The 23,701-nt window shown below is 68.1% G+C and carries 22 protein-coding genes; 15 read left to right on the forward strand and 7 right to left on the reverse strand.

Translation table 11 applies throughout. The annotated features are described in order from the left end of the window. Nucleotides 1–4 precede the first annotated feature (4 nt). The gene (gene cobU, locus IWH25_RS01875; RefSeq protein WP_203387668.1) at nucleotides 5–568 is read left to right on the forward strand and encodes a bifunctional adenosylcobinamide kinase/adenosylcobinamide-phosphate guanylyltransferase; all 564 of its coding nucleotides are present in this window, start codon (nucleotides 5–7) and stop codon (nucleotides 566–568) included. On the opposite strand, the gene IWH25_RS01880 is transcribed toward cobU, so the two are convergent. Next, entirely contained in the window at nucleotides 561–2,024 is a 1,464-nt protein-coding gene (locus IWH25_RS01880) for a cobyric acid synthase (protein ID WP_203387669.1), read from the reverse strand. The genes cobU and IWH25_RS01880 overlap by 8 nt on opposite strands. 161 nt (nucleotides 2,025–2,185) lie before the next feature. Between IWH25_RS01880 and IWH25_RS01885 the strand changes: the two genes are divergently transcribed. From IWH25_RS01885 to IWH25_RS01900, 4 genes are all read left to right on the forward strand, one after another. Then, entirely contained in the window at nucleotides 2,186–3,826 is a 1,641-nt protein-coding gene (locus IWH25_RS01885) for a methyl-accepting chemotaxis protein (RefSeq protein WP_203387670.1), read from the forward strand. A 229-nt stretch (nucleotides 3,827–4,055) separates the two neighbouring features. Beyond that, nucleotides 4,056–5,003, forward strand: coding sequence for an adenosylcobinamide-phosphate synthase CbiB (cbiB, locus tag IWH25_RS01890; protein WP_203387671.1), 948 nt, complete (start codon nucleotides 4,056–4,058; stop codon nucleotides 5,001–5,003). Then, nucleotides 4,996–5,988, forward strand: coding sequence for a threonine-phosphate decarboxylase CobD (gene cobD, locus IWH25_RS01895; protein ID WP_203387672.1), 993 nt, complete (start codon nucleotides 4,996–4,998; stop codon nucleotides 5,986–5,988). Before cbiB ends, cobD begins: the two co-directional genes overlap by 8 nt. Beyond that, complete coding sequence (locus IWH25_RS01900) at nucleotides 5,985–6,875, forward strand: cobalamin-binding protein (RefSeq protein WP_238998973.1); 891 nt, start codon at nucleotides 5,985–5,987, stop codon at nucleotides 6,873–6,875. The genes cobD and IWH25_RS01900 overlap by 4 nt, the downstream gene beginning before the upstream one ends. A gap of 228 nt (nucleotides 6,876–7,103) precedes the next feature. Here the strand turns inward: IWH25_RS01900 and IWH25_RS01905 are convergent, their stop codons facing one another. From IWH25_RS01905 to IWH25_RS01915, 3 genes are all read right to left on the reverse strand, one after another. Beyond that, a complete protein-coding gene (locus IWH25_RS01905) occupies nucleotides 7,104–8,702 on the reverse strand; it encodes an anti-phage dCTP deaminase (RefSeq protein WP_203387674.1) in 1,599 nt (532 codons plus the stop codon). Nucleotides 8,703–8,838: 136 nt separating this feature from the next. Beyond that, nucleotides 8,839–9,950 (reverse strand): IS3 family transposase gene (locus IWH25_RS01910; protein ID WP_203386070.1). Its coding sequence is split into 2 segments (ribosomal slippage): nucleotides 8,839–9,692 and nucleotides 9,692–9,950, totalling 1,113 coding nucleotides; the frame shifts between segments, so codons are not numbered across the junction. A 29-nt stretch (nucleotides 9,951–9,979) separates the two neighbouring features. Next, entirely contained in the window at nucleotides 9,980–10,894 is a 915-nt protein-coding gene (locus tag IWH25_RS01915) for a LysR family transcriptional regulator (RefSeq protein WP_203387675.1), read from the reverse strand. A 97-nt stretch (nucleotides 10,895–10,991) separates the two neighbouring features. Between IWH25_RS01915 and IWH25_RS01920 the strand changes: the two genes are divergently transcribed. Continuing rightward, entirely contained in the window at nucleotides 10,992–12,068 is a 1,077-nt protein-coding gene (locus tag IWH25_RS01920) for a tartrate dehydrogenase (protein ID WP_203387676.1), read from the forward strand. Nucleotides 12,069–12,081: 13 nt separating this feature from the next. Further along, nucleotides 12,082–12,849, forward strand: a complete 768-nt coding sequence (locus tag IWH25_RS01925; protein WP_203387677.1) for a sulfite exporter TauE/SafE family protein — start codon at nucleotides 12,082–12,084, stop codon at nucleotides 12,847–12,849. A gap of 10 nt (nucleotides 12,850–12,859) precedes the next feature. Here the strand turns inward: IWH25_RS01925 and IWH25_RS01930 are convergent, their stop codons facing one another. After that, entirely contained in the window at nucleotides 12,860–14,326 is a 1,467-nt protein-coding gene (locus IWH25_RS01930) for a sensor domain-containing diguanylate cyclase (RefSeq protein ID WP_238999096.1), read from the reverse strand. 108 nt (nucleotides 14,327–14,434) lie between these two features. Between IWH25_RS01930 and IWH25_RS01935 the strand changes: the two genes are divergently transcribed. Beyond that, a complete protein-coding gene (locus IWH25_RS01935) occupies nucleotides 14,435–15,253 on the forward strand; it encodes a cobalamin-binding protein (protein ID WP_203387679.1) in 819 nt (272 codons plus the stop codon). A 62-nt stretch (nucleotides 15,254–15,315) separates the two neighbouring features. After that, nucleotides 15,316–15,693 carry a PilZ domain-containing protein gene (locus tag IWH25_RS01940; RefSeq protein ID WP_203387680.1) on the forward strand — a complete coding sequence of 126 codons (378 nt, stop codon included), beginning with the start codon at nucleotides 15,316–15,318 and terminating at the stop codon, nucleotides 15,691–15,693. Here the strand turns inward: IWH25_RS01940 and IWH25_RS01945 are convergent. After that, nucleotides 15,678–16,238 (reverse strand): Spy/CpxP family protein refolding chaperone, encoded by a 561-nt coding sequence (locus IWH25_RS01945; RefSeq protein WP_203387681.1) that lies wholly within the window; start codon nucleotides 16,236–16,238, stop codon nucleotides 15,678–15,680. The genes IWH25_RS01940 and IWH25_RS01945 overlap by 16 nt on opposite strands. Nucleotides 16,239–16,311: 73 nt before the next feature. Here IWH25_RS01945 and IWH25_RS01950 point away from each other — a divergent pair, with 73 nt between their 5' ends. Then, a complete protein-coding gene (locus tag IWH25_RS01950) occupies nucleotides 16,312–16,947 on the forward strand; it encodes a Crp/Fnr family transcriptional regulator (RefSeq protein WP_203387682.1) in 636 nt (211 codons plus the stop codon). Nucleotides 16,948–16,978: 31 nt separating this feature from the next. Then, on the forward strand, nucleotides 16,979–17,200 hold the full coding sequence (locus tag IWH25_RS01955) for an RNA-binding S4 domain-containing protein (RefSeq protein WP_203387683.1): 222 nt from the start codon (nucleotides 16,979–16,981) through the stop codon (nucleotides 17,198–17,200). Nucleotides 17,201–17,214: 14 nt separating this feature from the next. Here IWH25_RS01955 and IWH25_RS01960 read toward each other — a convergent pair whose 3' ends face one another. Beyond that, nucleotides 17,215–18,099 (reverse strand): spermine/spermidine synthase domain-containing protein, encoded by an 885-nt coding sequence (locus tag IWH25_RS01960; RefSeq protein ID WP_203387684.1) that lies wholly within the window; start codon nucleotides 18,097–18,099, stop codon nucleotides 17,215–17,217. Between the two features lie 116 nt (nucleotides 18,100–18,215). On the opposite strand from IWH25_RS01960, the gene IWH25_RS01965 reads away from it, so the two are divergent. The 4 genes from IWH25_RS01965 to IWH25_RS01980 all read left to right on the forward strand — a co-directional run bounded on the left by IWH25_RS01965 (nucleotide 18,216) and on the right by IWH25_RS01980 (nucleotide 23,697). Beyond that, on the forward strand, nucleotides 18,216–18,764 hold the full coding sequence (locus IWH25_RS01965) for a DUF1439 domain-containing protein (RefSeq protein WP_203387685.1): 549 nt from the start codon (nucleotides 18,216–18,218) through the stop codon (nucleotides 18,762–18,764). A gap of 139 nt (nucleotides 18,765–18,903) precedes the next feature. After that, nucleotides 18,904–20,394 carry a 4Fe-4S binding protein gene (locus IWH25_RS01970; protein WP_203387686.1) on the forward strand — a complete coding sequence of 497 codons (1,491 nt, stop codon included), beginning with the start codon at nucleotides 18,904–18,906 and terminating at the stop codon, nucleotides 20,392–20,394. Then, nucleotides 20,378–22,924, forward strand: a complete 2,547-nt coding sequence (locus IWH25_RS01975) for a molybdopterin-dependent oxidoreductase (RefSeq protein WP_203387687.1) — start codon at nucleotides 20,378–20,380, stop codon at nucleotides 22,922–22,924. The genes IWH25_RS01970 and IWH25_RS01975 overlap by 17 nt, the downstream gene beginning before the upstream one ends. A 14-nt stretch (nucleotides 22,925–22,938) precedes the next feature. Then, nucleotides 22,939–23,697 (forward strand): 4Fe-4S dicluster domain-containing protein, encoded by a 759-nt coding sequence (locus IWH25_RS01980; protein ID WP_203387688.1) that lies wholly within the window; start codon nucleotides 22,939–22,941, stop codon nucleotides 23,695–23,697. Nucleotides 23,698–23,701 lie beyond the last annotated feature (4 nt).

Here is a 23,701-nt window from a genome sequence, read left to right on the forward strand (position 1 = left end):
GGCAATGGGACGACACGAACTGATCATCGGCGGCGCCCGCTCGGGCAAGAGCGCACTCGCCGAGCGGCGCGCGGCGGAGGCGGCGGCCGGCAACCGGCTGCGCGTCGTCTACGTCGCCACTGCCGAGAACCGCGACGGCGAGATGGCGCGCCGCATCGCCCACCACCGCGCCCGCCGGCCGGCGGACTGGGGGCTGGTCGAGGCGCCGCTGCAGCTCGCCGCGGCGCTGCGCACGCATGCGGCGGCGGACACCTGCCTGCTCGTCGACTGCCTGACGCTGTGGCTGTCCAACCTGCTTTTCGCCGGCGCCGCGGCGCGCCAGGCGGAAGCCGGCGAGGCGATCGACTGCCCGCTGCTGGCGGCGGAGACCGACGCGCTGGTGGCGCTGCTGCCGACGCTGCCGGGAAGCATCCTGCTTGTCTCCAACGAGGTCGGCTGGGGCATCGTGCCGATGCACCCGGTATCGCGCTGCTTCGCCGACGAGCAGGGCCGCCTCAACCAGCGCGTCGCCGCCGTCTGCGCGCGGGTGACGCTGGTTGCCGCGGGGCTGCCGCTGGCGCTCAAGTAGGCAGCAGCCCCTTCATCTTCTCCGCGTCGAGCGCCGCCTCGACCGCATCCGCCAGCCGGTCGAGGTCGGCCTCGCGGCGCGCGGCGGCGTCGAAGTGCGTGCCCCCGACTTGCGCGCCGGCCCACTGCAACAAGGCCGCGAGCGCGGCCGGTTCGTCGAACAGGCCGTGGCAGTAGGTGGCGAGGATCTGCCCGTCGGCCGACCGCGCGCCGTCGGCACGGCCGTCCAGCGTCGCCGCCGGCGCCGCCAGCGCCGGGCCGGCGGTGACCCCCATGTGAATCTCGTAGCCGGCGACCGCCGGCGCGCCCGGCAGGTGCAGCGTGCCGGCGACGTTCTTCAGCTGCTTCTCCGCTGCCAGCGTCGTCTCGCAGTCGAGCAGGCCGAGCCCGGACGCGCTGCCCGGCCGGCCTTCCAGCCCGAGCGGGTCGTGCAGCGCGCGACCGAGCATCTGGTAGCCGCCGCAGATGCCGATCAGCTTGCCGCCGTAGCGCAGGTGCCGGTCGATCGCGGCCTCCCAGCCGTGTTCGCGCAGCCACGCGAGGTCGGCCTGCACCGACTTCGAGCCGGGCAGCACGATCAGGTCGGCGGCCGGCGGCGGCTCGTTCGGGCCGACGAAGCGGAAGTCGACCTGCGGGTGGAAGCGCAGCGGGTCGAGGTCGTTGTGGTTCGAGATGCGCGGGAAGGCCGGCGCGATGACCTTCAGCTGCGTCGCCGCCTTCGCCTCGGTGCCGCGCGGCAGCGCGTCCTCGGCGTCGAGATAGAGCCCGTGCAGGTAGGGCAGCACGCCGAGCACCGGCTTGCCGGTACGCGCTTCCAGCCAGTCGAGCCCCGGTTCGAGCAGGCCGATGTCGCCGCGAAAACGGTTGATCACGAAGCCCCTGACCCGCGCCTGCTCCGACGGCGACAGCAGCTCCAGCGTGCCGACCAGGTGCGCGAAGACGCCGCCGCGGTCGATGTCGGCGACGAGGATCACCGGGCAGTCGACCGCCTCAGCGAAGCCCATGTTGGCGATGTCGCGGTCCCTGAGGTTGATCTCGGCCGGGCTGCCGGCGCCCTCGACCAGCACGCAGTCGTACTGTGCACACAGCCGCTCGTACGATTCGAGCACCGCCTTCATCGCGCGCGGCTTGTACTCGTGGTAGGCGCGGGCGTCGAGGTCGCTGACCGCCTTGCCGTGGATGATCACCTGCGCCCGCTTGTCGGTGTTGGGTTTGAGCAGCACCGGGTTGAAGTCGGTGTGCGGCGCGAGGCCGGCGGCGAGCGCCTGCAGCGCCTGCGCACGGCCGATCTCGCCGCCGTCGACGGTGACCGCCGAGTTGAGCGCCATATTCTGCGGCTTGAACGGCGCGACGCGCACGCCGCGGCGCCTGAGGATGCGGCATAGCGCGGCAACCAGCGTGCTCTTGCCGGCGTCGGAGGTGCAGCCTTGCACCATCAGCGTGCGGGTCGTGGTCATCGGATCGGCGGAAAGGGTCGGCGGAAGGACGCGCATTTTCGCACGCGACCGGCCGCCGCCCAATGCCGGATTCGCAGCGGCAGCACATCGAACGCACATGGAATAAATCTTGCAATGCCCTCTGAATAGTCGTAATGCATTTCCAACAAGGAATCAAAAACATGGGATTCAGGGATCTGAAGGTCGCCACCAAGCTCAACGTCGTGCTCGGCGCCGCCGGCGCGGTGATGCTGCTGGCGCTGCTGCTGCTATTTACGCACAAGCGCGACGACCTGTTCGAGGAACGCAAATTCGACGCCCGCCAGCTGGTGGCACAGGCGATGGCGGTGATCGAGGCCAGCCACGCCCAGGCCAGGGCGGGCAAGCTGAGCGAGGAGCAGGCCAGGGAATCGGCGCGGCAGATCATCGCCCGCATGCGCCACGGCGACGACTTCAGCGACTACTTCTGGATCCAGGACGGCGCGGCGCGGATCGTGATGCATCCGATCAAGCCGGAACTGAACGGCAAGGACATGACCGATTTCAAGGATCCGCACGGCCTGCCGATCTTCACCGAGTTCGCGAAACTGGCGAAAGGCAAGGATGGCGGCGAACTGCAGTACATGTGGCCGAAGCCCGGGCACAGCGAGCCCAAGCCGAAGATCGCGCACGTCCGCGGCTTCGAGCCCTGGGGCTGGATCGTCGGCACCGGCGTCTATGTCGACACGGTCGAGAGCGAGTTCCGCGAAAGCGTCATCCAGGAAGGCGGCGCAATCGCGCTGGTGCTGGTTCTCGCCGGCTTGGCGATGCTGCTCGTCGTGCGCAGCAGCGTCAGCCGGCCGGTGGCCGAGCTGCAGGCGGTGATGCAGCGCGTCGCCGAGACGCGCGACCTGACGCTGCGCACCGGCGCCACTGCCGGCGACGAAGTCGGCCTCGCCGGCCAGTCCTTCGACCGCCTGATGGCGGCGCTGCGCGACAGCTTCACCAGCATCGTCGCCGGCGCCGGCCAGCTCGCCGGCGCCTCGCAGCAGCTCGCCGCGGCAGCGGTGCAGGTGCGCGACAGCAGCGAATCGCAAAGCGAGTCGGCGGCGTCGATGTCGGCCGCAGTCGAGCAGATGACGGTCAGCATTTCCCATGTCTCGGAAAACACCTCCCAGGTCCGGGAACTGGGCGAGGTCAGCTACACGCAGGAAATGGAGGGCTCGCGCAGCGTCCACGCGCTGGAGGTCGAGCTCGACGGCGTGCAGAACTCGGTGATGCGGATGGACGCCAGCCTCGCCGAATTCATCCGCAGCACGCAGGCGATCTCGACGCTGACCCGCCAGGTGCGCGAAATCGCCGAGCAGACCAACCTGCTCGCGCTCAACGCGGCGATCGAGGCGGCGCGCGCCGGCGAGCACGGCCGCGGCTTCGCGGTCGTCGCCAGCGAAGTCAGGAAGCTCGCCGAGAAATCCTCGCAGTCGGCCAGCGAGATCGACAGCGTCACCCATCAGGTGAGCACCCACTCGCAGACCGTCGAGCAGGCGATGGGCGAGAGCAACCGCCGGCTGGACGCAGCGCGGGCGCTGATGCACGCCGTCTCCGGCGTCCTCGCCAGCGCCGAGGAAGCGGTGATCGGCACGCGCGGCGGCCTCAACGACATCACCGCGGCGATGCATGAGCAGGCAGCGGCGACCACCAACATCGCACAGAATGTCGAACGCATCGCGCAGATGGCCGAAGAGAACACCGCCGCCGCCAGCCAGACCGCCGGCGCCGCCGGCGAACTGCGCGACCTGGCGCAGGACCTGGCGGGCACCGTCAACCGCTTCCGCATCGCCTAGAAGTTCCCTTGGGAGACGCCCGAGCGTGGCGCGCGGCTCGGCAGCGATGCCTGCGCAGCGGAGCCGATCCGTTTTCGGGACACTGCGTGCGCGGCGGCGCAAGCAGCGGTCGTCCGCTCCTGCAGCGGCGCCCCCGTCCCGCCGCCACCCGCTCGGCGGCGCGGCATTCTGACGGCGACGCGCGGCGCGCGGTAAAATCCGCCCCTTCCCCATTCCCCGCCGCCGCGCCGTGTCCCTCCCCGCCCCCCTGCTGCTGCCGCTGTTCGCCCTGGCCGGCGCCACGCTCGACCGCCTGCTCGGCGAACCGCAGCGCTGGCATCCGCTGGTCGGCTTCGGCCGCATCGCCGCCGGCATCGAGCGCCGGCTGAACCGCGACGGCGGCTCGCGCCCGGCCGGCCTCTTCGCCTGGAGCCTCGCCGTGCTGCCGCCGGTGCTGGCGGCCGGCTTCCTGTGCACGCTGCCGTTCGGCTGGCTGCTGCACCCGCTGCTGCTGTGCTTCGCGCTCGGCGGCCGGGCGCTGGAGGAACACGGCGAGCGCGTCGCCGCGGATCTGGAGGCCGCCGATCTGGCGGCGGCGCGCGAGCACGTCGGCTGGATGGTCTCGCGCGACACCTCGGCGCTCGACGAGGAGGGCGTGGCCAAGGCCGCCGTCGAATCGCTGTTGGAGAACGGTAACGACGCGGTGTTCGGCGCGCTGTTCTGGTTCTTCCTGCTCGGCGGCCCGGGCGCGCTGCTGTTCCGGCTGGCGAACACGCTCGACGCGATGTGGGGCTACCGCAACGCGCGCTTCCTGCGTTTCGGTGCCGCCGCCGCGCGCCTCGACGACGCGCTCAACTACCTGCCGGCGCGACTGACCGCGCTCTCCTATGCGCTGTTCGGTTCCTTCCGCCGAGCGCTTGCCTGCTGGCGCGCGCAGGCACCCGCCTGGGACAGCCCGAACGCCGGCCCGGTGATGGCCGCCGGCGCCGGCGCGCTGCAGGTCGCGCTCGGCGGCCCGGCGGTCTACCACGGCCGGCTGGAAGTGCGCCCCCGCCTCGGCGAAGGCCGCGCACCGCAGGCCGGCGACATCCGCCGCGCGCTGGCGCTGGTACGCCGCGGACTGCGCCTGTGGCTGATCCTTGCGCTGCTGGTCGGCGTCGCCGCCGCGATCTTCACGAACGGAGCGGCGCATGCTTGAGCACGGCGGACGCCTGCGGCTGGCCGCTGCGCAGTGGGGCATCCCGCTCGCCGACTGGGCCGACCTGTCGACCGGCATCAACCCGCAGGGCTGGCCGGTGCCGCCGCTGCCGGCCGACTGCTGGCGGCGGCTGCCGGAAGACCACGACGGGCTGGAGGACGCGGCCGCCGCCTACTACGGCAACGCCCAGCTGCTGCCGATCGCCGGCTCGCAGGCGGCGATCCAGTGCCTGCCTCAACTCCTGCCGCGCGCCGCGGTGGCGATGGCGGCGCCGCTCTACGCCGAGCACCCACATGCCTGGGAGCGCGCCGGGCACAAGGTGCGCCGGCTGCCCGGCGCATCGCTCAGCCGCGTGCTGGCGGCGATGACGCCGAACGTGCTGCTGTGCAACCCGAACAACCCGAGCGCGCGCGCCTTCGCCCGCGACGAGCTGCTGGCCGCCGCAGCGCAGCTGAAGAAGCGCGGCGGCACGCTGGTCGTCGACGAAGCCTTCGCCGACGCCGATCCGGACAATTGCGTGACGCCGTTCGCCGGCACCGACGCGGCACCGAACCTGATCGTGCTGCGCTCGCTCGGCAAGTTCTTCGGGCTCGCCGGCGCCCGCGTCGGCTTCCTCTTCGCCCGCCGCGAACTGCGCGCGCAGATGGCCGAGACGCTCGGCCCGTGGACGCTGAGCGGCCCGTCGCGCGCCGTCGCGCAGGCGGCGCTCGCCGACCGCGACTGGCAGGCGGCGACGCGCGCGCGGCTGGCCGCCGACGGCGAGCGCCTGCGCGCGCTGCTGGCACCGCTCGGCGAGGTCCGCGCCAACCCGCTGTTCTGCTGGCTGCCGACCGACCATGCGCAGGCGCTGCACGACTTTCTCGCCGCCCGCGGCATCCTCGTCCGCCTGTTCGCCGACCTGCCCGGCCTGCGCTTCGGCCTGCCCGGCGACGAATCCGAATGGCAGCGGCTCGCCGCCGCCCTCACCGAATGGAGCCCGCAATGATCCGCAGCGCCTTCCTGCTTTCCCTTGCTCTCGTCGCCGCGGCCGCGCAGGCCGAGGTCAGCGTCCGCGACGATATCGGCAACACGGTGAAGCTCGCCCAGCCGGCGAAGCGCATCGTCAGCCTCGCCCCGCACATGACCGAGACACTGTTCGCCGCCGGCGCCGGCGCGCAGGTCGTCGGCACCGTCGACTACAGCGACTACCCGGAGGCGGCGAAGAAGATCCAGCGCGTCGGCGGCTATTCGCGCCTCGACCTGGAGGCGATCGCTGCGCTCAAGCCCGACCTCGTCGTCGGCTGGCAGAGCGGCAACGCCGCCGCCCACCTGGAGAAGCTGAAGGGGCTGGGCTACACGATCTACGTCTCGCAGCCGAACCGCATCGAGGACGTCGCCAGCGAGATCGAGCGCCTCGGCACGCTGGCCGGCACCGGCGCCGTCGCCCATGCCGAAGCGGAGCGCTTCCGCGAGCGCCTCGCCGCGCTGCGGGCGCAGTTCGGCGGCAAGGCGACGGTGCGCACCTTCTACCAGATCTGGAAGCAGCCGCTGATGACGGTGGGCAAGAACCAGATCATTTCGGACGCGATCCGGCTGTGCAGCGGCGACAACGTCTTCGGCACGCTCGAGCAGATGGCGCCGACGGTGACCGTCGAGGCGGTGATCGCCGCCAACCCGGAAACGATCATCGCCAGCGGCATGGGCGATTCGCGCCCGGAATGGCTCGACGACTGGAAGAAGTGGACGAGCATCGACGCGGTGAAGCGCGACAACCTGTTCTTCGTGCCGCCGGAGCTGATCCAGCGGCATACGCCGCGGCTCTTGGAAGGGACCGAGAAGCTGTGCCGCCACCTGGAGACGGTGCGCGAACGGCGGCGGAAGAAGCAACCCTGAGAATTGGAGCTTTTGACGTAAAAATGCCCGGAATTTCCGGGCATTTTTACGATTGATCTGGGTTTCTATTCAGCAACAATTACCCGCGTAGTCATCAAATCCTGAATAACCCGCTCCCGAAAACTAGAGGTGTGTTGCAGCTTTTGTGGGAACTGAACCACGACCCCAGACGCGTGCCGAGGAAAAGATGCAGAAAGGGTATGGGTTACGGTGGGCACTTGCGACTGCTCAAGCATCAAAGAGAGCTGATTGCTTACCGTGTGATGCTTTTTCTTCATTCTCTGCCAGCTCCGCAATGACATATTTTTCGTGGGTCGAATAATCGTCCAACGAGACCGCAACTACGGGTGGAGCAGTCTTCTTGTCGAAGGATTTCAGTTTCCCATCCGAAGCTTTACGTGTCAATCCAACATTGAAGAGCTTCAGGATATTCTTTGGCGCAATCCCCGCAAACTGAAGGAATAAGACTTTCTTGCCCGCATCCGCTTCGCTTTCGGACACCGCATCGGAATGCAGTTCACCAGCCAGGCTTTTTGGATAAGGCTCTATGAAAATTACCTTGTTGATCCCACTTGCGACGATATGCCTTGCACATGAATGACAAGGGAATGTTGTCGAGTAAAGTGTCCCGCTGAGCAAACCGGGTTTGTGACTGCGAGCAACTGCTGTGATCGCGTCCATCTCGGCATGTACTGCTCTGGAGTATTCGATCAGTTGTTTTGCGTCTGTTGTCTTGAGTGCCTTTGTCACTTCTTCCAGCTTTGCATGATCTGCCAGCAAACCTCCTTTTTGAAGCTTGGTAAATATTTGCTGATAAAGTAGATCCTTCTTTTTATCGTTATGACACCGCCTGTCTTGCCATGCATGGCAACGGTGATCAGACTCACCCGCATCCTCTGTATAAAGCCCTCCGCCGAATCGCGGCACATCGTTTCTTCCCAGACCTATTAACTCACCCTCCGGGCTGACGATTGCAGCTCCTACTTGACGAGATAGGCAGGCAGATTTTGCGGCCTCTGCGTAAGCCGCATACATTGATGATTCGTCTAGAGTAGGTGTGTGAACAGGGCTACCAAAAATTATCTCCAAGAATCGATCAAGTGACTTTTCGAGTTGAAGCTTGTTCTCTTGGTCATTTCTTACAAAAAAATCCGCTTGGTAAAAAACATCTCGTACCTTTTGTCCGTGATCATCTTCTTCACGATAGTCACGTTGCATGATCGCGCCTAGCGCAGGCTTGTCCAGATTTTGCTGCACTGTTAGGCGCTGTTCACGAACAGACTGTGGAGCGAAAACACCGATCAGCCAAAAGATATCTCCGTATGTTGCACGGAGTAACTTGAGTTCGTCCGGATGTTTAATAGAGTCGATGATGTGAACTTGCCGGAGTTTTTTCGGCACCGCCATTCCATCTGCCGATTTTCCGAATCCTACTGTGTCACGGTGTTCTGCAATCTTTTCGACTGCTTTAGCCGCAAGATACGAAGTGCCGCAAATTTTGCGTAGCTCATCGCCAACGGTCTGCATGCGATCCACACGTTCCGATGCAGATAAGTTATCTGCTACGGCTTGGTCTATTAACTTGGCGCCTTGTGCGATGAAATCGCTTAGCCTGTAGTAGTGCACCGAGTATGAATAATCGTCCTTGAATTTACTCAACAGGGTTTCATAGGTCGTAGTGCAACCAGAACCTACTGGCCCCACTAAAGCAATTACCAACTCTTCGGTCAATCTATCCTTTAGGCGTGGAATTTTTGCAGGCTGCTCAACTGTTCCTTGCTGTAGCTCTTCGACCACCTTCAGGGTATTCGATCCTTGCGTGCTCATATGTCTCTAGCCCTTCGGCTGCCTCTTAGAGGAAAGCGGAAATTGTAATTTATTTGTCATCACAACAAAATTGATCCATTTGTTATCGGCCTTCTGGCCAGATACGCCACTGACCTGCCTGAATTCTTCGGGCCACTCATTCCTGGAAAATGGCTCCCGGTTTGGTGGTTGAAAGACACTGCTTCTTGAATGCCGCCGGAGTCTGGTTGCCCAGGCTCGAATGCGGACGGATTTCATTGTAATGCTGACGCCATTGATCGATTACGACCTTGGCTTCCGTTCGGTTCCTGAACCACTCCATCGACAGGCATTCATCCCGGAACTTGCCGTTGAAGCTTTCTGCCATACCGTTCTGCCACGGCTTGCCGGGGTCGATCAGTGCCATGTCGAGATTCTCGTTGGCCGCCCAGCGCAGCAGCGCCCGGGAAACGAATTCGGGGCCGTTGTCCGAGCGCAGAATCTTGGGCGCACCGTGCGTGCTGATGAGTTGTGACAGCACCTCGATCACTCTCCCGGAACGAATCGAACCGGCGACATCGATCGCCAGGCTCTCTCGCGTGTATTCATCGACGACTGTCAGACACTTCAGCTGCTGACCGTTGGCGCAGGCGTCGAATACGAAGTCGTAAGCCCATACCTGCCCGGCTGCAAGCGGCGCTTGCGGCCGGGGGCGAGACAGCGCAATCCGCTTTCTTGGCCGCTTCCGCGGCACCTGCAACCCTGCCTTGCGCCACAGGCGCCAAGCCCGGTCAGTACTCATCCGCTGCCCCTGGCGTTCGAGAAAGACCTGAATGCGCCGGTAGCCGTATCGTGGGTACTGTGCCGATAGGATGCGCATGGCCGCCAGTGCCGGTGCGTCCTTCTTCTGCATGCGTGATTCGTAACGGAGCGCCGATCTCGCCGTACGGGTCAGCGCACACGCTTTCCGCTCCGACAGGCCACGCCCCTTGGCGTACTCTGCCTGCCGGCGCCGGGCGGGTGCGCTCACCATTTTTTTGCGTTGATCTCCTTCATGATCTCGACTTCGAGATCACGTTCGGCCAGCAGCTTCTTCAGCCGGGCATTTTCCTGCTCAAGCTGCCGCAGCCGTTTCACTTCATCGGCATTCATCGAACCGAAGCGCTGCCGCCAGCTGTAGATCGTTTGTTCGCTGATGCCGTGTTTCTTCGCTACTTCGGCAACCGAACTCTTGTCCGCTTCACGCAGGATCGCGACGGTCTGCGCTTCCGTAAATCGGCTCTTTCTCATGACTCCCTTTCTTCAAGGAAGCCATCTTCTCAAGTTTCAGCTGGTCCGAAAATCGCCGGGCAGGTCACCACCAGAAACTCCACGCACACCCGCAGCCGCGCCGACGCCGACAGCCGCGACGGATACACCGCCCACACATCCACCCGCTGCGCGTAGTCCGGCAGCACGCGCACGAGGTCACCGCGGTCGAGGCTGGGACCGACGTCCCAGAGCGAGCGCAGGATGATGCCGTGGCCGTCGATCGCCCACTGGTGGACGATCTCGCCGTTGCTCGCCGACAGCGGGCCGCTGACCTTCACCGTTTCCTCGCCGCGCGGGCCGTGCAGCGTCCACCGCCCGAAGTCCTCGTAGCGCTCGCGGATGACGATGCAGCGGTGCCGTGCCAGGTCGGCGAGCGTCGCCGGCGTACCGTGTGCGGCGAGATAGGCCGGCGCCGCGCAGAGCACGCGCTCGTTGGCGGCCAGCCGGCACGAGATGAGATACGGCTCGCGCGCCTCGCCGAAGCGGATGTCGAGGTGGAAGCCTTCGTCGATCAGGTCGACCGGCCGATCACGCAGTTCGAGCTGGATTTCGAGCCCGGGATGGCGCTTCGCCAGCGCCGACAGCGCCGGCGCGATGCGGTTGCGGCCGAAGCCGGAGCTGGTGCAGATGCGCAGCAGACCGCGCGGTTCGGCGCGGGTTTCGGAGACGGCGTCGGCCAGCTGGTCGACGTCGTCGAGGAGGCGCTGCGCCCATTGCAGCACCGTCTCGCCCGGCTCGGTCAGCGCCACGCTGCGCGTCGTCCGGTGCAGCAGCGTCGCCTCCATGCACGCTTCGAGGATGGCGATGCGCTTGCTGACGACGGCGTTGGAAAGACCCAGTTCACGCGCGGTGGCGGCGAAGCTGCGGTGGCGGGCGACGGCACAGAACAGGCGGAGGTCGTCGAGTTGCGGCGCATTTTTCACGATTCGTGAATTATGTAGTGACGATTCAACCGATTTTAGTTCAATCCGTGATCGGTATCCTTGCCGGACTCAAGTCCATTTTCAGGAGTCCGCCGCCATGAAAACCCAGCGCATCGCCGTCATCCCCGGTGACGGTATCGGCAACGAAGTGATGCCCGAAGGGCTGCGCGTCGTCGCGGCGGCCGCGGCGAAGTTCGACCTGCCGCTTTCCTTCCAGCGCTTCGACTGGGCCAACTGCGACTACTGGCAGCGCACCGGCCGGATGATGCCGGACGACTGGTTCGCGCAGCTGCAGGACTTCGACGCGATCTACTTCGGCGCCGTCGGCTGGCCGGCACTGGTGCCCGACCACATCTCGCTGTGGGGCTCGCTGCTCAGGTTCCGGCGCGAGTTCGACCAGTACGTGAACCTGCGCCCGGTGCGGCTGATGCCCGGTGTGCCCTGCCCGCTGGCGAACAAGCAGCCGGGCGACATCGACTTCTACGTGGTACGCGAGAACACCGAGGGCGAGTACTCGGCGGTCGGCGGCAGGATGTACGAGGGCACCGAGCGCGAGACGGTGCTGCAGGAATCGATATTCACCCGCAAGGGCACCGACCGCATCCTGAAGTACGCCTTCGAGCTGGCGAACAGCCGGCCGCGCAAGTTGCTAACCGCGGCGACCAAGTCGAACGGCATCGCCATCTCGATGCCCTGGTGGGACGAGCGCGTCGCGGCGATGGCGGCGAACTACCCGGAGGTGAGCTGGGACAAACAGCACATCGACATCCTCTGCGCGCGCTTCGTGCTGCAGCCGGAGCGCTTCGACGTGGTCGTCGGCTCCAACCTGTTCGGCGACATCCTCTCCGACCTCGGCCCGGCCTGCGCCGGAACGATCGGCATCGCGCCGTCGGCCAACCTCAACCCGGAGCGCCGCTTCCCGTCGCTGTTCGAGCCGGTGCATGGCTCGGCGCCGGACATCTACGGCCGCAACATCGCCAACCCGATCGGCATGATCTGGTCGGGGGCGATGATGCTCGACTTCCTCGGCAATGGAAACGAACGCTACACCGCCGCGCACGACGCGATCCTGCGCGCGATCGAGGCGACCATCGCCGACGGCCCGCGCACGCCGGACATGGGCGGCACGGCGGATACCACCGCCGTCGGTACAGCCATCGCCGCCGCGCTGTGAGGTCGGCGCAGCGATGGAATTTTCCTTCGCCCTCGCCTGGCCGCTGCTGCTCGGCGCACTGCTCGGCGGCGTCGGCGGCCTGCTCGGCATCGGCGGCGGCATCGTCGCTATCCCGGTGCTGGCGCTCGGCTTCGGCATGAGCCAGCAGCTGGCGCAGGGCACGGCGCTGGTGATGATCATGCCGAACGTGCTGCTCGCGTTCTGGCGCTACTACCAGCGCCACCCGATGCCGCTGGCGACCGTCGGCCTGCTCGCCCTGTGCGCGCTGGCCACCACCTGGCCGGCGGCCTGGCTCGCGGTGCATCTCGATTCGCGCGTGCTGGCGCTGTGCTTCGCGACCTTCCTGATCGGGCTGGCGCTCCATTTCCTGCGCGGCACGCTGCGCGCCGCGCCGGCCGAGATCAAAAGCGCCGGCTGGCACCCGCGCCTGATGCCCGGCGTCGGGCTCGCCGGCGGGTTCCTGTCCGGCCTCTTCGGCGTCGGCGCCGGCCTCGTCGCGGCGCCGTTGCTGGTGCGCGGCTTCGGCCTCAGGCAGGCGGTGGCACAGGGCATGGGGCTGGCGATGGTGGTGCCGGGCAGCGTGCTGGCGCTCGCCACCTTCGCGCAGGCGCAGCAGGTCGACTGGCAGACCGGCGCGCTGCTCGCCGCCGGCGGCATGGCGACGATCTCGACCGGCGTCGCCTGGGCGCACCGGCTGCCGGAATACAAGCTGCGCCGGCTGTTCGCGCTGCTGCTGCTGGCGACGGCGGCGCTGATGATCGCGCGCGCATTGCGCGGCTGAGGCGCGGCGCTCAGGCGACCGGAAACTCCTGCACATCGACGCCGGCGACCCGCACGCAGTTGCGACCGGCGGCCTTGGCCGCGTACATCGCCGCGTCGGCGCAGCGGATCGCCTCGTCGAGCGTGCCGTCGACGGTGGCGATACCGGCGATGCCGATGCTGACGCTGACCGGGCCGCGCGGCGTGCCGATGGCGGTGACCGCCCGGCGCATGTTCTCGGCGAGCTGGCGCGTATCGTCGATCGACGCGCGGTCGAGGACGACCAGGAATTCCTCGCCGCCGTAGCGGCCGACCAGGTCGCTCTGCCGGCAGCAGCTGCGCAGCGCCGCCGCCACCTGGCGCAGGATGTCGTCGCCGACGGCGTGGCCGAAGCTGTCGTTGATCGCCTTGAAGTGGTCGACGTCGATCATCATCACCACCAGCTGCTCGCCGCGCGCGCCGCGGCGCTCCGGGCTGTCGGCGAGGCCGAGCAGCGAGCGCCGGTTGAGCACGCCGGTGAGGCCGTCCACCGAGGCCAGCGTCTCGTGCTCGCGCGCCGCCCGCACCAGCTGCTCGGCGAGCCAGAGGATGATCGCGCCGATGCCGAGCCACAGCCCGACCGCCAGCACCAGCCGCTCGTACCAGGGCGCCAGCATGCGACCGTGGTCAACCGAGCCGACGGCGTAGAGCGGCGTGCCGCGCAGCAGGCGGAAGGCGACCACGCGCTGCCGCCCGTCGAGCGGCGAGCGCGTCGTGAACACGCCGGACGGCGTTCCCGGCGCGTACTGCGCCGCCTCCTCCGGCAGCGCCAGCTGGCGGCCGACGTGCCGCTCGTTGTCGGGAATCCGCGCGTAGATCTTGCCGTCGGCGGAAGCGATCGCCAGCGTGCTGCCGGGTATCGAGAAGCGGGCACCGAGCGAGTCGCCGAAGACGGCGAGGTCGATCGCCGCCACCAGCACCCGGCTGACCCTGCCGTCGCGGTCGCGCACCGGCTTGCTGACGCCGAAGAACCACTTGTCGCGATGCACCTTCGAAACCTGCGGCTCGCCGACGTAGAGCCGCGTGTCGGCGGTCGCCAGGTGTTCGCGGACGTATTGCCGGTCGGTGACGTCCGGCGGCTCGCCGGGACCGGTCCAATGGACGATGCGGCCGGGCGGCTCGACGACGGCGAGGTCCATCAGGTAGGGCGTTGCCACCTGCCACGACAGCAGCGTGTTGCGGATCTGCGCCGAATGCGGGATTGCCGCTTCCGGCGAATGCTGGAGGATCGCCGCCATGCCGGCGAGCAGCTGGTTGGCCGCCTGCAGCGTGCCCTCGGCGTTGAGCGCGGCCATGTCGGCGATTTCCTGCGCCTCGCTTTTGGCAAGCGCCACCTGCGCGCGGTAGTCGAGCACGCCGTAGCCGGCGAAGAGGACGGCGAGCGTGACGACGAGGGCGAGTGCGCCCCCGCGGATCCGTGCCAACTGGGCGCGCAGGAAAGCCGAATCGGGCTGCGGCATGGTCACGGACGATCCCCCCTCGAGGCTCATGGTTTTTTTGACCGCCGCTGCCGCGCGGCGTTCGCCGATCATACCGCCGTCGTCGGCGCTTGCCGATACAATCGCGCGATGACCACGCGAACCCCCACCCCCCGCCTGCCGCAGCGCATCGTCTGCCTGACCACCGAAACCGTCGAGGTGCTCTACGCCCTCGGCGAACAGGACCGCATCGCCGGCATCTCCGGCTACACCGTATTTCCGAAGGAGGCGCGCAAGGAAAAGCCGAAGGTCTTCGCCTTCACCAGCGGCGACCTGCAGAAGATCCTCGCCGTCGAGCCCGATCTGGTGCTCAGCTTCTCCAACCTGCAGGCCGGCATCAGCCGCGAGCTGATCGCCGCCGGCGTGCCGGTCTATGCCTTCAACCAGCGCAGCGTCGAGGACATCCTGGCGATGGTCGAGACGGTCGGCCGCCTGGTCGGCGCCGAGGCCAAGGCGCTGGCGCTGTGCGCCGAACTGGAAGCCGTGATCGCGACGGTGCGCGCCGAAGCCGCGACGCTGCCGCGGCGGCCGCGCGTCTACTTCGAGGAATGGGACGAGCCGCCGATCTCCGGCATCCGCTGGGTTTCCGAGATGATCGGCATCGCCGGCGGCGTCGACGTCTTCGCCGACCAGGCGCGCGCGCAGTCGGCCAAGGAGCGCATCATCGCCGACCCGCTGGAGGTGGTGCGCCGCGCCCCGGACATCATCATCGGCTCCTGGTGCGGCAAGCACTTCCGCCCCGAGCGCGTCGCCGCGCGCGCCGGCTGGCAGGGCGTGCCGGCGGTCGCCGGCGGGCAGATCCACGAGCTCAAGTCGGCGGTGATCCTCAACCCCGGCCCGGTGGCGATCCGCGAGGGGCTGCCGGCGCTGGCGCAACTGTTCCGGACGTGGGCCGAGGGCGGCGGCTGAGCGCCGGCGCCCTGCCGCGGGCTATACTGGACGCACGATCCCGCAACCGGCTGGAGCAGCCCATGCGCCACGACCTGAGAAAAGCCGAGCGACTGCCGCTGGCCGGCATGGCCGAACTGGTTTCCGGCGAGCTGCGGCTGGCCGGCAACATCATCGACATCTCGCCGAAGGGGATCGGCCTCGCCGTCCATCGCGACGATGTGCAGCACCTGACGCCGCGCCTGACCTGGCTGTGCCGCGTCGTCGCCGCCGATCTGCCGGCGCCGGTCGAGTTCCTGGTGCGCGCGGTGCGGCGCAAGGAGCGCGGCTTCGGCGTCGAGGTCGGCTGCGCGATCACCGTCATCGACGTCAAGCCGCTCGGCCTGATCAACGCCTTCCGTGCGCTGTACAAGGCGCGCGCGGCAAGCTTCCGCAGCGCTCCCCTTCAGTCGCCGGCGTAGCCGCGCCGACGGTCGTACGCCGCCACCTGTTCGGCCGTCAGCAGGGCGCGTTGCCGGCGGTGCGCGTCGAGGTGCGCCAGGCGGTACGCCGCCAGCGCCTCGCCGGCCTGCGCCACGGCCGCGGCCAGCGCCGCCGCGTCCACCGTGCCGGCGGCAAACAGGCGGTCGAGTTCGCGCTCGGCGGCGACGACGCGCGCCCCCCGTTCCCGCGCCTCGGCCTTGTGCTCGTGCAGCAGCCGCTCGCTCGCCTGCCGCTGCGCCGGCGTCAGCGCCAGCGCGTCGGCCAGCTCGACGACGTGCATCGGACCGGGGAAATGGTTGAGCTCGGCGGCGCGCGCGAAGCCCGCGCCGGCGCCGGCGAGGAAGGCGCGCTGCTCGTCGGCGGCGAGCGCCTTGATCTCGCGCTGCTGCTGGCCGGCATACGATGGCGGCGGGACGGCATGGCCGCCGTGCTGCGCCAGTACCGGCGTGGCGACGGCGAGCGCCAGCACCGCCGGACGGCAAGCCGAACGCAGGCAGTCGGGAAGACGGGGAATGCGGATCATGGCGGGGCTCCGGAAGGGGGACAGGCGCCGACTGTAGCCGGCACGCCCCGTCGCACCGTATGATCGCGATCATATGACCGAAGCTGCCGTCCCGAGCGCCGCCACCGACGCGCCGCTGCCCGACTTCCTGCCGCCGGCGCTCGCCGCGCTCGCCCGCACGCAGCCGTTCGCGCGCGGCGAGACGCTCTTCCGCCGCGGCCAGCGGCCGACGCGGATGCTCTTCGTCGCCGCCGGCGAGGTCCACCTGCTGCGCCACGGCCTGCACGGACAGCCGGTGGTCTTCCAGCGCAGCGGCGCCGGCAGCTTCCTCGCCGAGCCGAGCATCGACTCGGCGCGCTACCACTGCGACGCGCTCGCCGTCCGCGCCGGGCGCGCCTGCGTCTTCCCGCTCGCCGACTTCCGCGGCGCGCTCGACGCCGACCCGGATTTCGCCGCCCGCTGGCGGCTGTTCCTGGCGCGCGAGATCCGCCGCCTGCGCGCCCGCGCCGAGCGGCTGGCGATGCGTTCGGTGCGCGAGCGCCTCGTCCACTACATCGAATGCGAGGGCGAGGACGGCACGCTCGCCTGGCCCGGCGAGCTGAAACCGCTCGCCGCCGAGCTCGGCGTCACGCATGAGGCGCTCTACCGCGCGCTGGCGCGGCTCGCCGCCGACGGCCTGCTCGAACGCACGCCCGGTTGCCTGCGCCTGATCGCGCGCGGCCGACTATGATGAAGTATCGAAACCCTTCCGGAATCCCGCGATGGCCCACCACACTTTCCTGCTCGACGGCGACTACATCGAACTGCACATCGTCCTCAAGCTGCTGGCGATCGCGCCGTCCGGCGGCGCCGCCAAGGCGATGATCGCCGACGGCCTGGTCGTCGTCGACGGCGAGATCGAAACGCGCAAGGCGCGCAAGCTGCGGGGCAACGAACTGGTGCAGATCGGCAGCGAGGCGATTCGCGTCATCGCCGCGGAATAGTCCCGCCGCAGCCGTCAACGGCCCCGTCGTCCGGCCAGGTCGCGCGCCAACGACTGCCGCGCGGCGCGCTCCAGCTTCTGCGCCAGTGCCGGAAAATCGAGCCCGTGCCGCGCCCGCAGCTCGCGGGCGTGGTTGTGCAGCCAGCGCCAGCGCGGCTCGAAGTGGCGCTCGCGGAAGGCGAACAGCACGTGGTTGCCGTCCTCCGGCACCGGCACGACGATCGCCTGCCCGTCGAACACCGTCAGCACCTCGGCAACCAGCCCGGCGTAGCGCTCGCCCTCGCCGGCGAGATTGATCACCAGCACGCCCTTGCCGGCGAGCTTGTCGCACGCGTGCTGCAGGAACTCGCGGCTGGCCAGCGCCGGGGCAAAGCCGTGCGCGTCGAAGGCATCGATCAGCAGCACGTCGATGCCGCCGTCCGCCTGCGCCAGCCACGCGGCGCCGTCGGCCTCGACGACGCGCAGGCGCGGCCCCGGCGGCGGCAGCAGGAAGGCCTCGCCGAGCGCGATCACGTCGGCGTCGATCTCGACCGCGGTGAAGTCGGCGGCGGGCAGCCGGCTGCAGCAGAACTTGAGCAGCGAGCCGCCGCCCAGCCCGATCAGCGCGACGCGCTGCGGCCGCGGCACGAACAGCAGGCAGGCCATCATCAGCTGCGTGTAGCGCAGTTCCAGCGCATCCGGGGCCGCCAGCCGCATCGCGCTCTGCATCAGGCGGGTATCGAAGTACAGGTAGCGCAACTCGCCGTCGTCGACGACGAAGGGCTTGCCGTAGCTGCCGTCGAGCAGGCGCGCGCGCAGCTCGCCGGCCTTCGCCGTCGGCGGCTCGCGCAGCAGCAGCGTGCCGACTTCGGTGTCGAAGGGGCTGGGCATGGCGAACAGGGTCGGGGGCGCGGCGCTCATCGGGCTAAGGGGGAAACGTCCCGGCGCACAGGCGGTCGAAAGGTGCAGTGATCATCGCCATGCATTATCCTCTGCCGCCTGGCGCAACGCACCGCCAACCCGTTCCGGATCTGCCCATGAAACTCGCCCGATTGATCGTTCTCGCCGCCGCGCTGCTCGCCGGCGCCAGCGCCGCTGCCGGCTTCCTCGAGCGCGAGGTGGTCTTCTCGGAAGCCGAGATCCAGGCGGCGCTGGCCCGGAGCAAGCCGCAGCAGCTCAGCTACGGCGGGCTGCTGACGGTGTCGCTGAAGGAACCGCCGCGCATCGCGCTCGACGGCGACGACGGCCGCGCCCGCGTCGCCGCCAGCATCGACCTGGAGACGCCGGGGCAGCCGCCGCTGCGCATCGATTTCACCGGCCGCGCCGGGCTCCGCTACGACGACCGGAACAAGGCCTTCTACCTGGAGAAGGCGGTCGCCGACTCGCTCAGCGCGCCGGCGCTGCGCCAGGAGGCGACGCCGGCGGCGCGACTGGCGGTGACGCAGCTGCTGAACAACTACTTCCGCACGAAGCCGGTCTATGTGCTGCGCGAGGACGGCTCGCCGCAGGAGATCGCCGCGCGCTGGCTGCTGAAGTCGGTGCGCATCGAGGCGGGGCGCGTGGTGGCGGTGCTGTCGCCGGTCTGAGCACGTCGCTGCCCGTCGCCCCGGCCCGAGACTCCACCTATCCGTAACATCGCCCCCCGGCTCTAAGGGGAACGCCGAACGCTACCGAGCGGAGCGGGGCTGGCAGACGAATCTTTTCAAGACAGCGGCGCCCGTCGTCGTGCAACCCTTGCTGGTTGCCCAGGAAAGTTACGTCGCGTGGACGCGCCGCGGCGACACCATCGTCACCCCAAGCTCCAGTACGTACGCATCGATTTTCGCCCCCAAGCCGGCAGGGAATGGCTCGTCCCCGGATGGCGAGTTAGCGGATGGCGCAGCGCACAAGCACACATCCCCACTTTCGGGAATTGATTCGCATCAAATATTTTCAAAATCATTCGCTCGCAAGATGCAGGCAGGCCTGATCGGAGCCGCCGCCATGCATGCAACCCATGCCACCCCGTCGCCAGCGACCGACTTCCTGCCGATCGCAGCCGACGGGCGCGTGCGCCTGCTGCACGGCGCCTGTCTGGCGCTGCGCAGCGGAACGGACGCTTGCACGAGCTGCCGGGACAGCTGTCCAGGCGGCTGCATCGACCTGTCCGCCGACGGCATCTCGGTGCGTGCCGATTGCAGCGGCTGCGGACGCTGTGCCGCCGCCTGCCCGAGCGGCGCACTCGAAGTCAAAGGCTTTGCCGCCGACATGCGGTTACCGGACGGTAACGTCGTCGGCGTCGAGTGCTGGAAAGTGCCGGCCGCCCTGTCCGGCCCGCACGCGCTGCGCGTCCCCTGCCTCGGCGGCCTGTCGCCGGCGCGCTGGCTCGGGCTGGCGGAAGCCGCCGGCCGGCGCCGCGTGACGATCGTCGATCGGGGCTGGTGCGCACAATGCGCAGCGGCCGGAACGGCCAGCCGGGAACATCCGGCGCTGCCGGCACTGGCCGTCGCCGACGCGATCCTGAGCGAGCTCGGCTGGCCGGCCGAGCGCCGGCCGCAGGTGCAGTACGCACCCCTGCCCCCGGGCCTGATGCCGACGACGATTCCCAGCGAACAGCCGCCATCGCCGGCGCGCCGAGCGTTCTTCCGGCACCTCGGCGCGGAAGCGAAGAGTGCTTTCTGCGAACCGTCGCCGAGTCCTGGCGGCGCACCGCGCATGCTGCATCGGCTGCCGCCCACCCTGCCCGAGCGCGAGCGACTGCTCGACACCAGCGGCCGCCTTGCCGCAGCCGCCGGCAGCGCGATGCCGGCGACACCGTTCGTCCGGATCGAAGTCGGCAGCGCCTGCGCGCACGACCAGCTCTGCGCCCGGCTCTGCCCGACCGGCGCGCTTTCTCTCTACGCGCACGATGGCGTCAGCGGCCTCCGCTTCGACGCCGACGCCTGCACGAACTGCGGCCTCTGCGCCAAACGCTGCCCGCAACAGGCGATCCGCATTTCGGCGGCGACGCACGCGCCGCCGCCGCGCACGCCGCAGGTGCTCACGGCCTTCGGCGAACGGCCGTGCGCGCGCTGCCGCAATCCTTTCCCGGCTACACCGGAACGAACCGAATGTCCGGCGTGCGCACGCGCACGACGGCTCGGCAGTGCCCTGTTCGGCAGTGGCACACGTATTGCAGACCGAGAAGTGTCAGCAGCACCACCGTCAGGAGGAGTCCATCATGAGCAACCCGCTTAATCCGACCGTCACGCGTCGGCGTTTCCTGCAGGCGACCAGTGCGGCCGGAGCGGCTACCGCCGTCGGCGTCGGCACCGGCGCGCTGCCCGGCTTCACGACGATCGACAAGGTGCATGCCCAACCCGCCGCCGAGAAGGGCGGCGAGACGGTCATCACCAAGAGTTTCTGCCACCAGTGTCCGGCCCGTTGCGGCATCGACGTCTATACCACCAACGGCCGCGTGCATGCGATCTACGGCACGCTCGACAACCCGCTCTCCAACGGCAAGCTGTGCCCGAAGGGACACCTCGGCACCTACCTGCTCTACGACCCCGACCGCTTCAAGGGACCGATGAAGCGCACCAACCCGAAGAAGGGGCGCAATGAGGATCCGAAGTTCGTCCCGATTTCCTGGGACGAGGCGCTCAAGACCGTCGCCGACCGCCTCAACGCGCTGCGCGACAAGGGCGAATCGCACCGCTTCGCGCTGCTCTACGGGCGCGGCTGGGGCGCCGTCGACGCCGGCCTGCACGGCACCTTCGGCAAGCTCTACGGCTCGCCGAACATCGGTCTCGGCCACTCCTCGACCTGCGCCGACGGCTCGAAGAAGGCCAAGCTCTACCTCGAGGGCACCTACGACTACAGCGCCTACGACTACGCCAACTGCAACAACCTGATGATCTTCGGCGCTTCCTTCCTGGAGGCGTTCCGCCCGTACAACTACAACATGCAGGTGTGGGGGCACCTGCGCACGAAGGCGCCGAAGACGAAGATCACGGTGGTCGACGTGCACATGTCGACCACCGGCGCCGCCGCCGACCGACTGATCCTGATCAAGCCGGGCACCGACGGCGCGATGGCGCTGGCGATGGCGCACGTGATCCTCAGCGAAGGCCTGTGGGACCGGAAGTTCGTCGGCGACTTCAAGCCGGCCGTGCAACCGAAGGACCCGGCCGAGCCGCGCCTGCCGCCGCACAAGTTCGAAGCCGGCAAGGAGATCGACCCGGCCTTGTTCGAGGCGAAGTGGACGCACGGTCTGATCGAATGGTGGAACGCCGAATTGAAGGACCGCACGCCGGAATGGGCGGAGAAGATCACCACCGTGCCGGCGAAGGACATCGTCGCCGTCGCCCGCGAGCTGGCGACGGTGAAGCCGTCGATCGCGCTCTTCGAGCGCGGCCCGACGGCGCACACCAACGGCGTCTACAACGGCATGGCGATCCACGCGCTGAACGCGCTGATCGGCAGCCTGTGGGCCGAGGGCGGCATCTTCCACCAGACCGGCAAGACGCCGTGGGGCAAGCTCGACATCAAGTCGGACGATTTCATGGACGACTACGCCAAGTCGGACGACCGCAAGCAGCCGAAGATCGACGGCGTCGGCAAGAAGTACAAGATGGCGAGCGCGCAGATCCAGCGCATCGGCGAGTACCACATGAAGGGCGACCCGTACAAGCTCGACACCATCATGTTCTACCTGACCGCGCCGATCTTCTCGTCGCCCGAATGCAACACCTGGGAGAAGGCGCTGCAGGACCTGTTCGTCATCGAGACCTCGCCCTACCCGTCGGAGAACGCGATGTTCGCCGACCTCATCCTGCCCGACCACACCTACCTCGAACGCCTGCAGGTGGCGGACACCTACTCGTTCCAGGGCTACCCGATCGGGATGATCCGCACGCCGGCGGTGAAGCCGGTCTATGACACCAAGTTCTATGGCGACGTGCTGATCGAGATCGGCAAGCGCATCAAGGGGCCGATGGGCGAGTACTACAAGCAGGTCGGCAACACCGAGAACATCGTCAAGGCGATGGCCGCCGGCTTCGCCGAGAAGCCGGGCGACAACGGCGTCAACGACTTCGAGTCGTTCAAGGCGAAGGGGGTCTGGTACAAGAAGCCGGTCGCCTACCGCCAGCGCGGCGGCGAGTTCTACGAGTGGGACAAGGAGACGAAGTCGCACTCGATCCCGATGGACGCCGCCAAGGTGAAGGAAAAGATCCTCAAGACGCCGACCGGCAAGTTCGAGTTCAAGGCCGGCTACATGGAGCAGGAGAAGTACGCCGGCTACATCAACGAGAAGCTCGGCGTGCCGATCGAGAAGGTCGGCTTCCCGCAGTGGGTGCCGCCGAAATACACCGGCACCGGCGACCTGCACTTCATCAGCGCCAAGCTGCCGATCGCCGCCGAGGGCCGGTCGAGCAACCTGCCGCACGCGATCGCGATGGCGCAGCCGACGCAGGGCGGCAAGCGCGACGTGTTCGTCGAGATCCATCCCGACACCGCGGCCAAGAAAGGCATCAAGGACGGCGACGTGGTGCGCATCAAGAGCAAGACCGGCTCGGTCGAAGCGCCCGCCCGCCTCTACGCCGGGGTCCGCCCGGACACCGTCTACCTGCCCTACTACGCCGGCCACTGGGCGCAGGGACGGTGGGCGAAGGCCGCGGTGCGCACGCAGAAGAACAGCGTCAACGAGGTGATCGAGAACGTCTCCGATCCCATCTCCGGCCTTGCCTGCTACTACAGCGGCATGTGCTCGATCGAAAAAGCCTAAGGAGGGAATCCATCATGGCAAAGTGGGGAATGGTCATCGACCTCGAGAAATGCACCGGCTGCCAAGCCTGCACCACGGCCTGCAGCATGGAGAACAGCCGCCTGCCGGGCGAGCACTGGCAGGACGTCATCTTCTACAACGAAGGCGAGCACCCGAGCGCGCAGATGAAGTGGTTCCCGCGGCCGTGCATGCACTGCGAGAACCCGTCCTGCGTCGCCGTCTGCCCGACGCGCGCGACCTACAAGGCCGAGGACGGCCAGGTGCTGGTCGACTGGGAGCGCTGCATCGGCTGCAAGTACTGCATGATCGCCTGCCCCTACGGCGTGCGCTTCTACACCGAGGAGAAGCCGGCCTACGGCGGCCCCGACGCGAAGCGCGTCTTCGCCGCGGACGACGGGCACTCGTGGAGTCCGCCGTGGAAGGGGCCGGCCGAAGACTGGAAGCACGGCGTCGGCGTGCAGCCCTCCGACGTGGTGTCGAAATGCACCTTCTGCTACCACCGCGTTGCGAAGGCGCCGAAGGGCACCGCCGACCTCGATCCGCAGAACCCGGCGCTGCGCGAGTTCACGCCGGCCTGCGTGGTCACCTGCCCGCCCGGCGCGCGGATGTTCGGCGACCTGTCGAATCCGAACTCCGAGATCGCGAAGGCCATCGGCAACAAGAACGGCGTCCGCCTGCTCGACCAGCTCGGCAACAAGCCGCAGGTCTATTACCTGACCGGCGAGGGTGGCGCCGTGCCGGCCAACCGTTCGCTGCCGCCGAAGAAAGCCTGAGGAC

The organism is Azospira restricta, assembly GCF_016858125.1.
Classification (GTDB): Bacteria; Pseudomonadota; Gammaproteobacteria; order Burkholderiales; family Rhodocyclaceae; genus Proximibacter; species Proximibacter restrictus.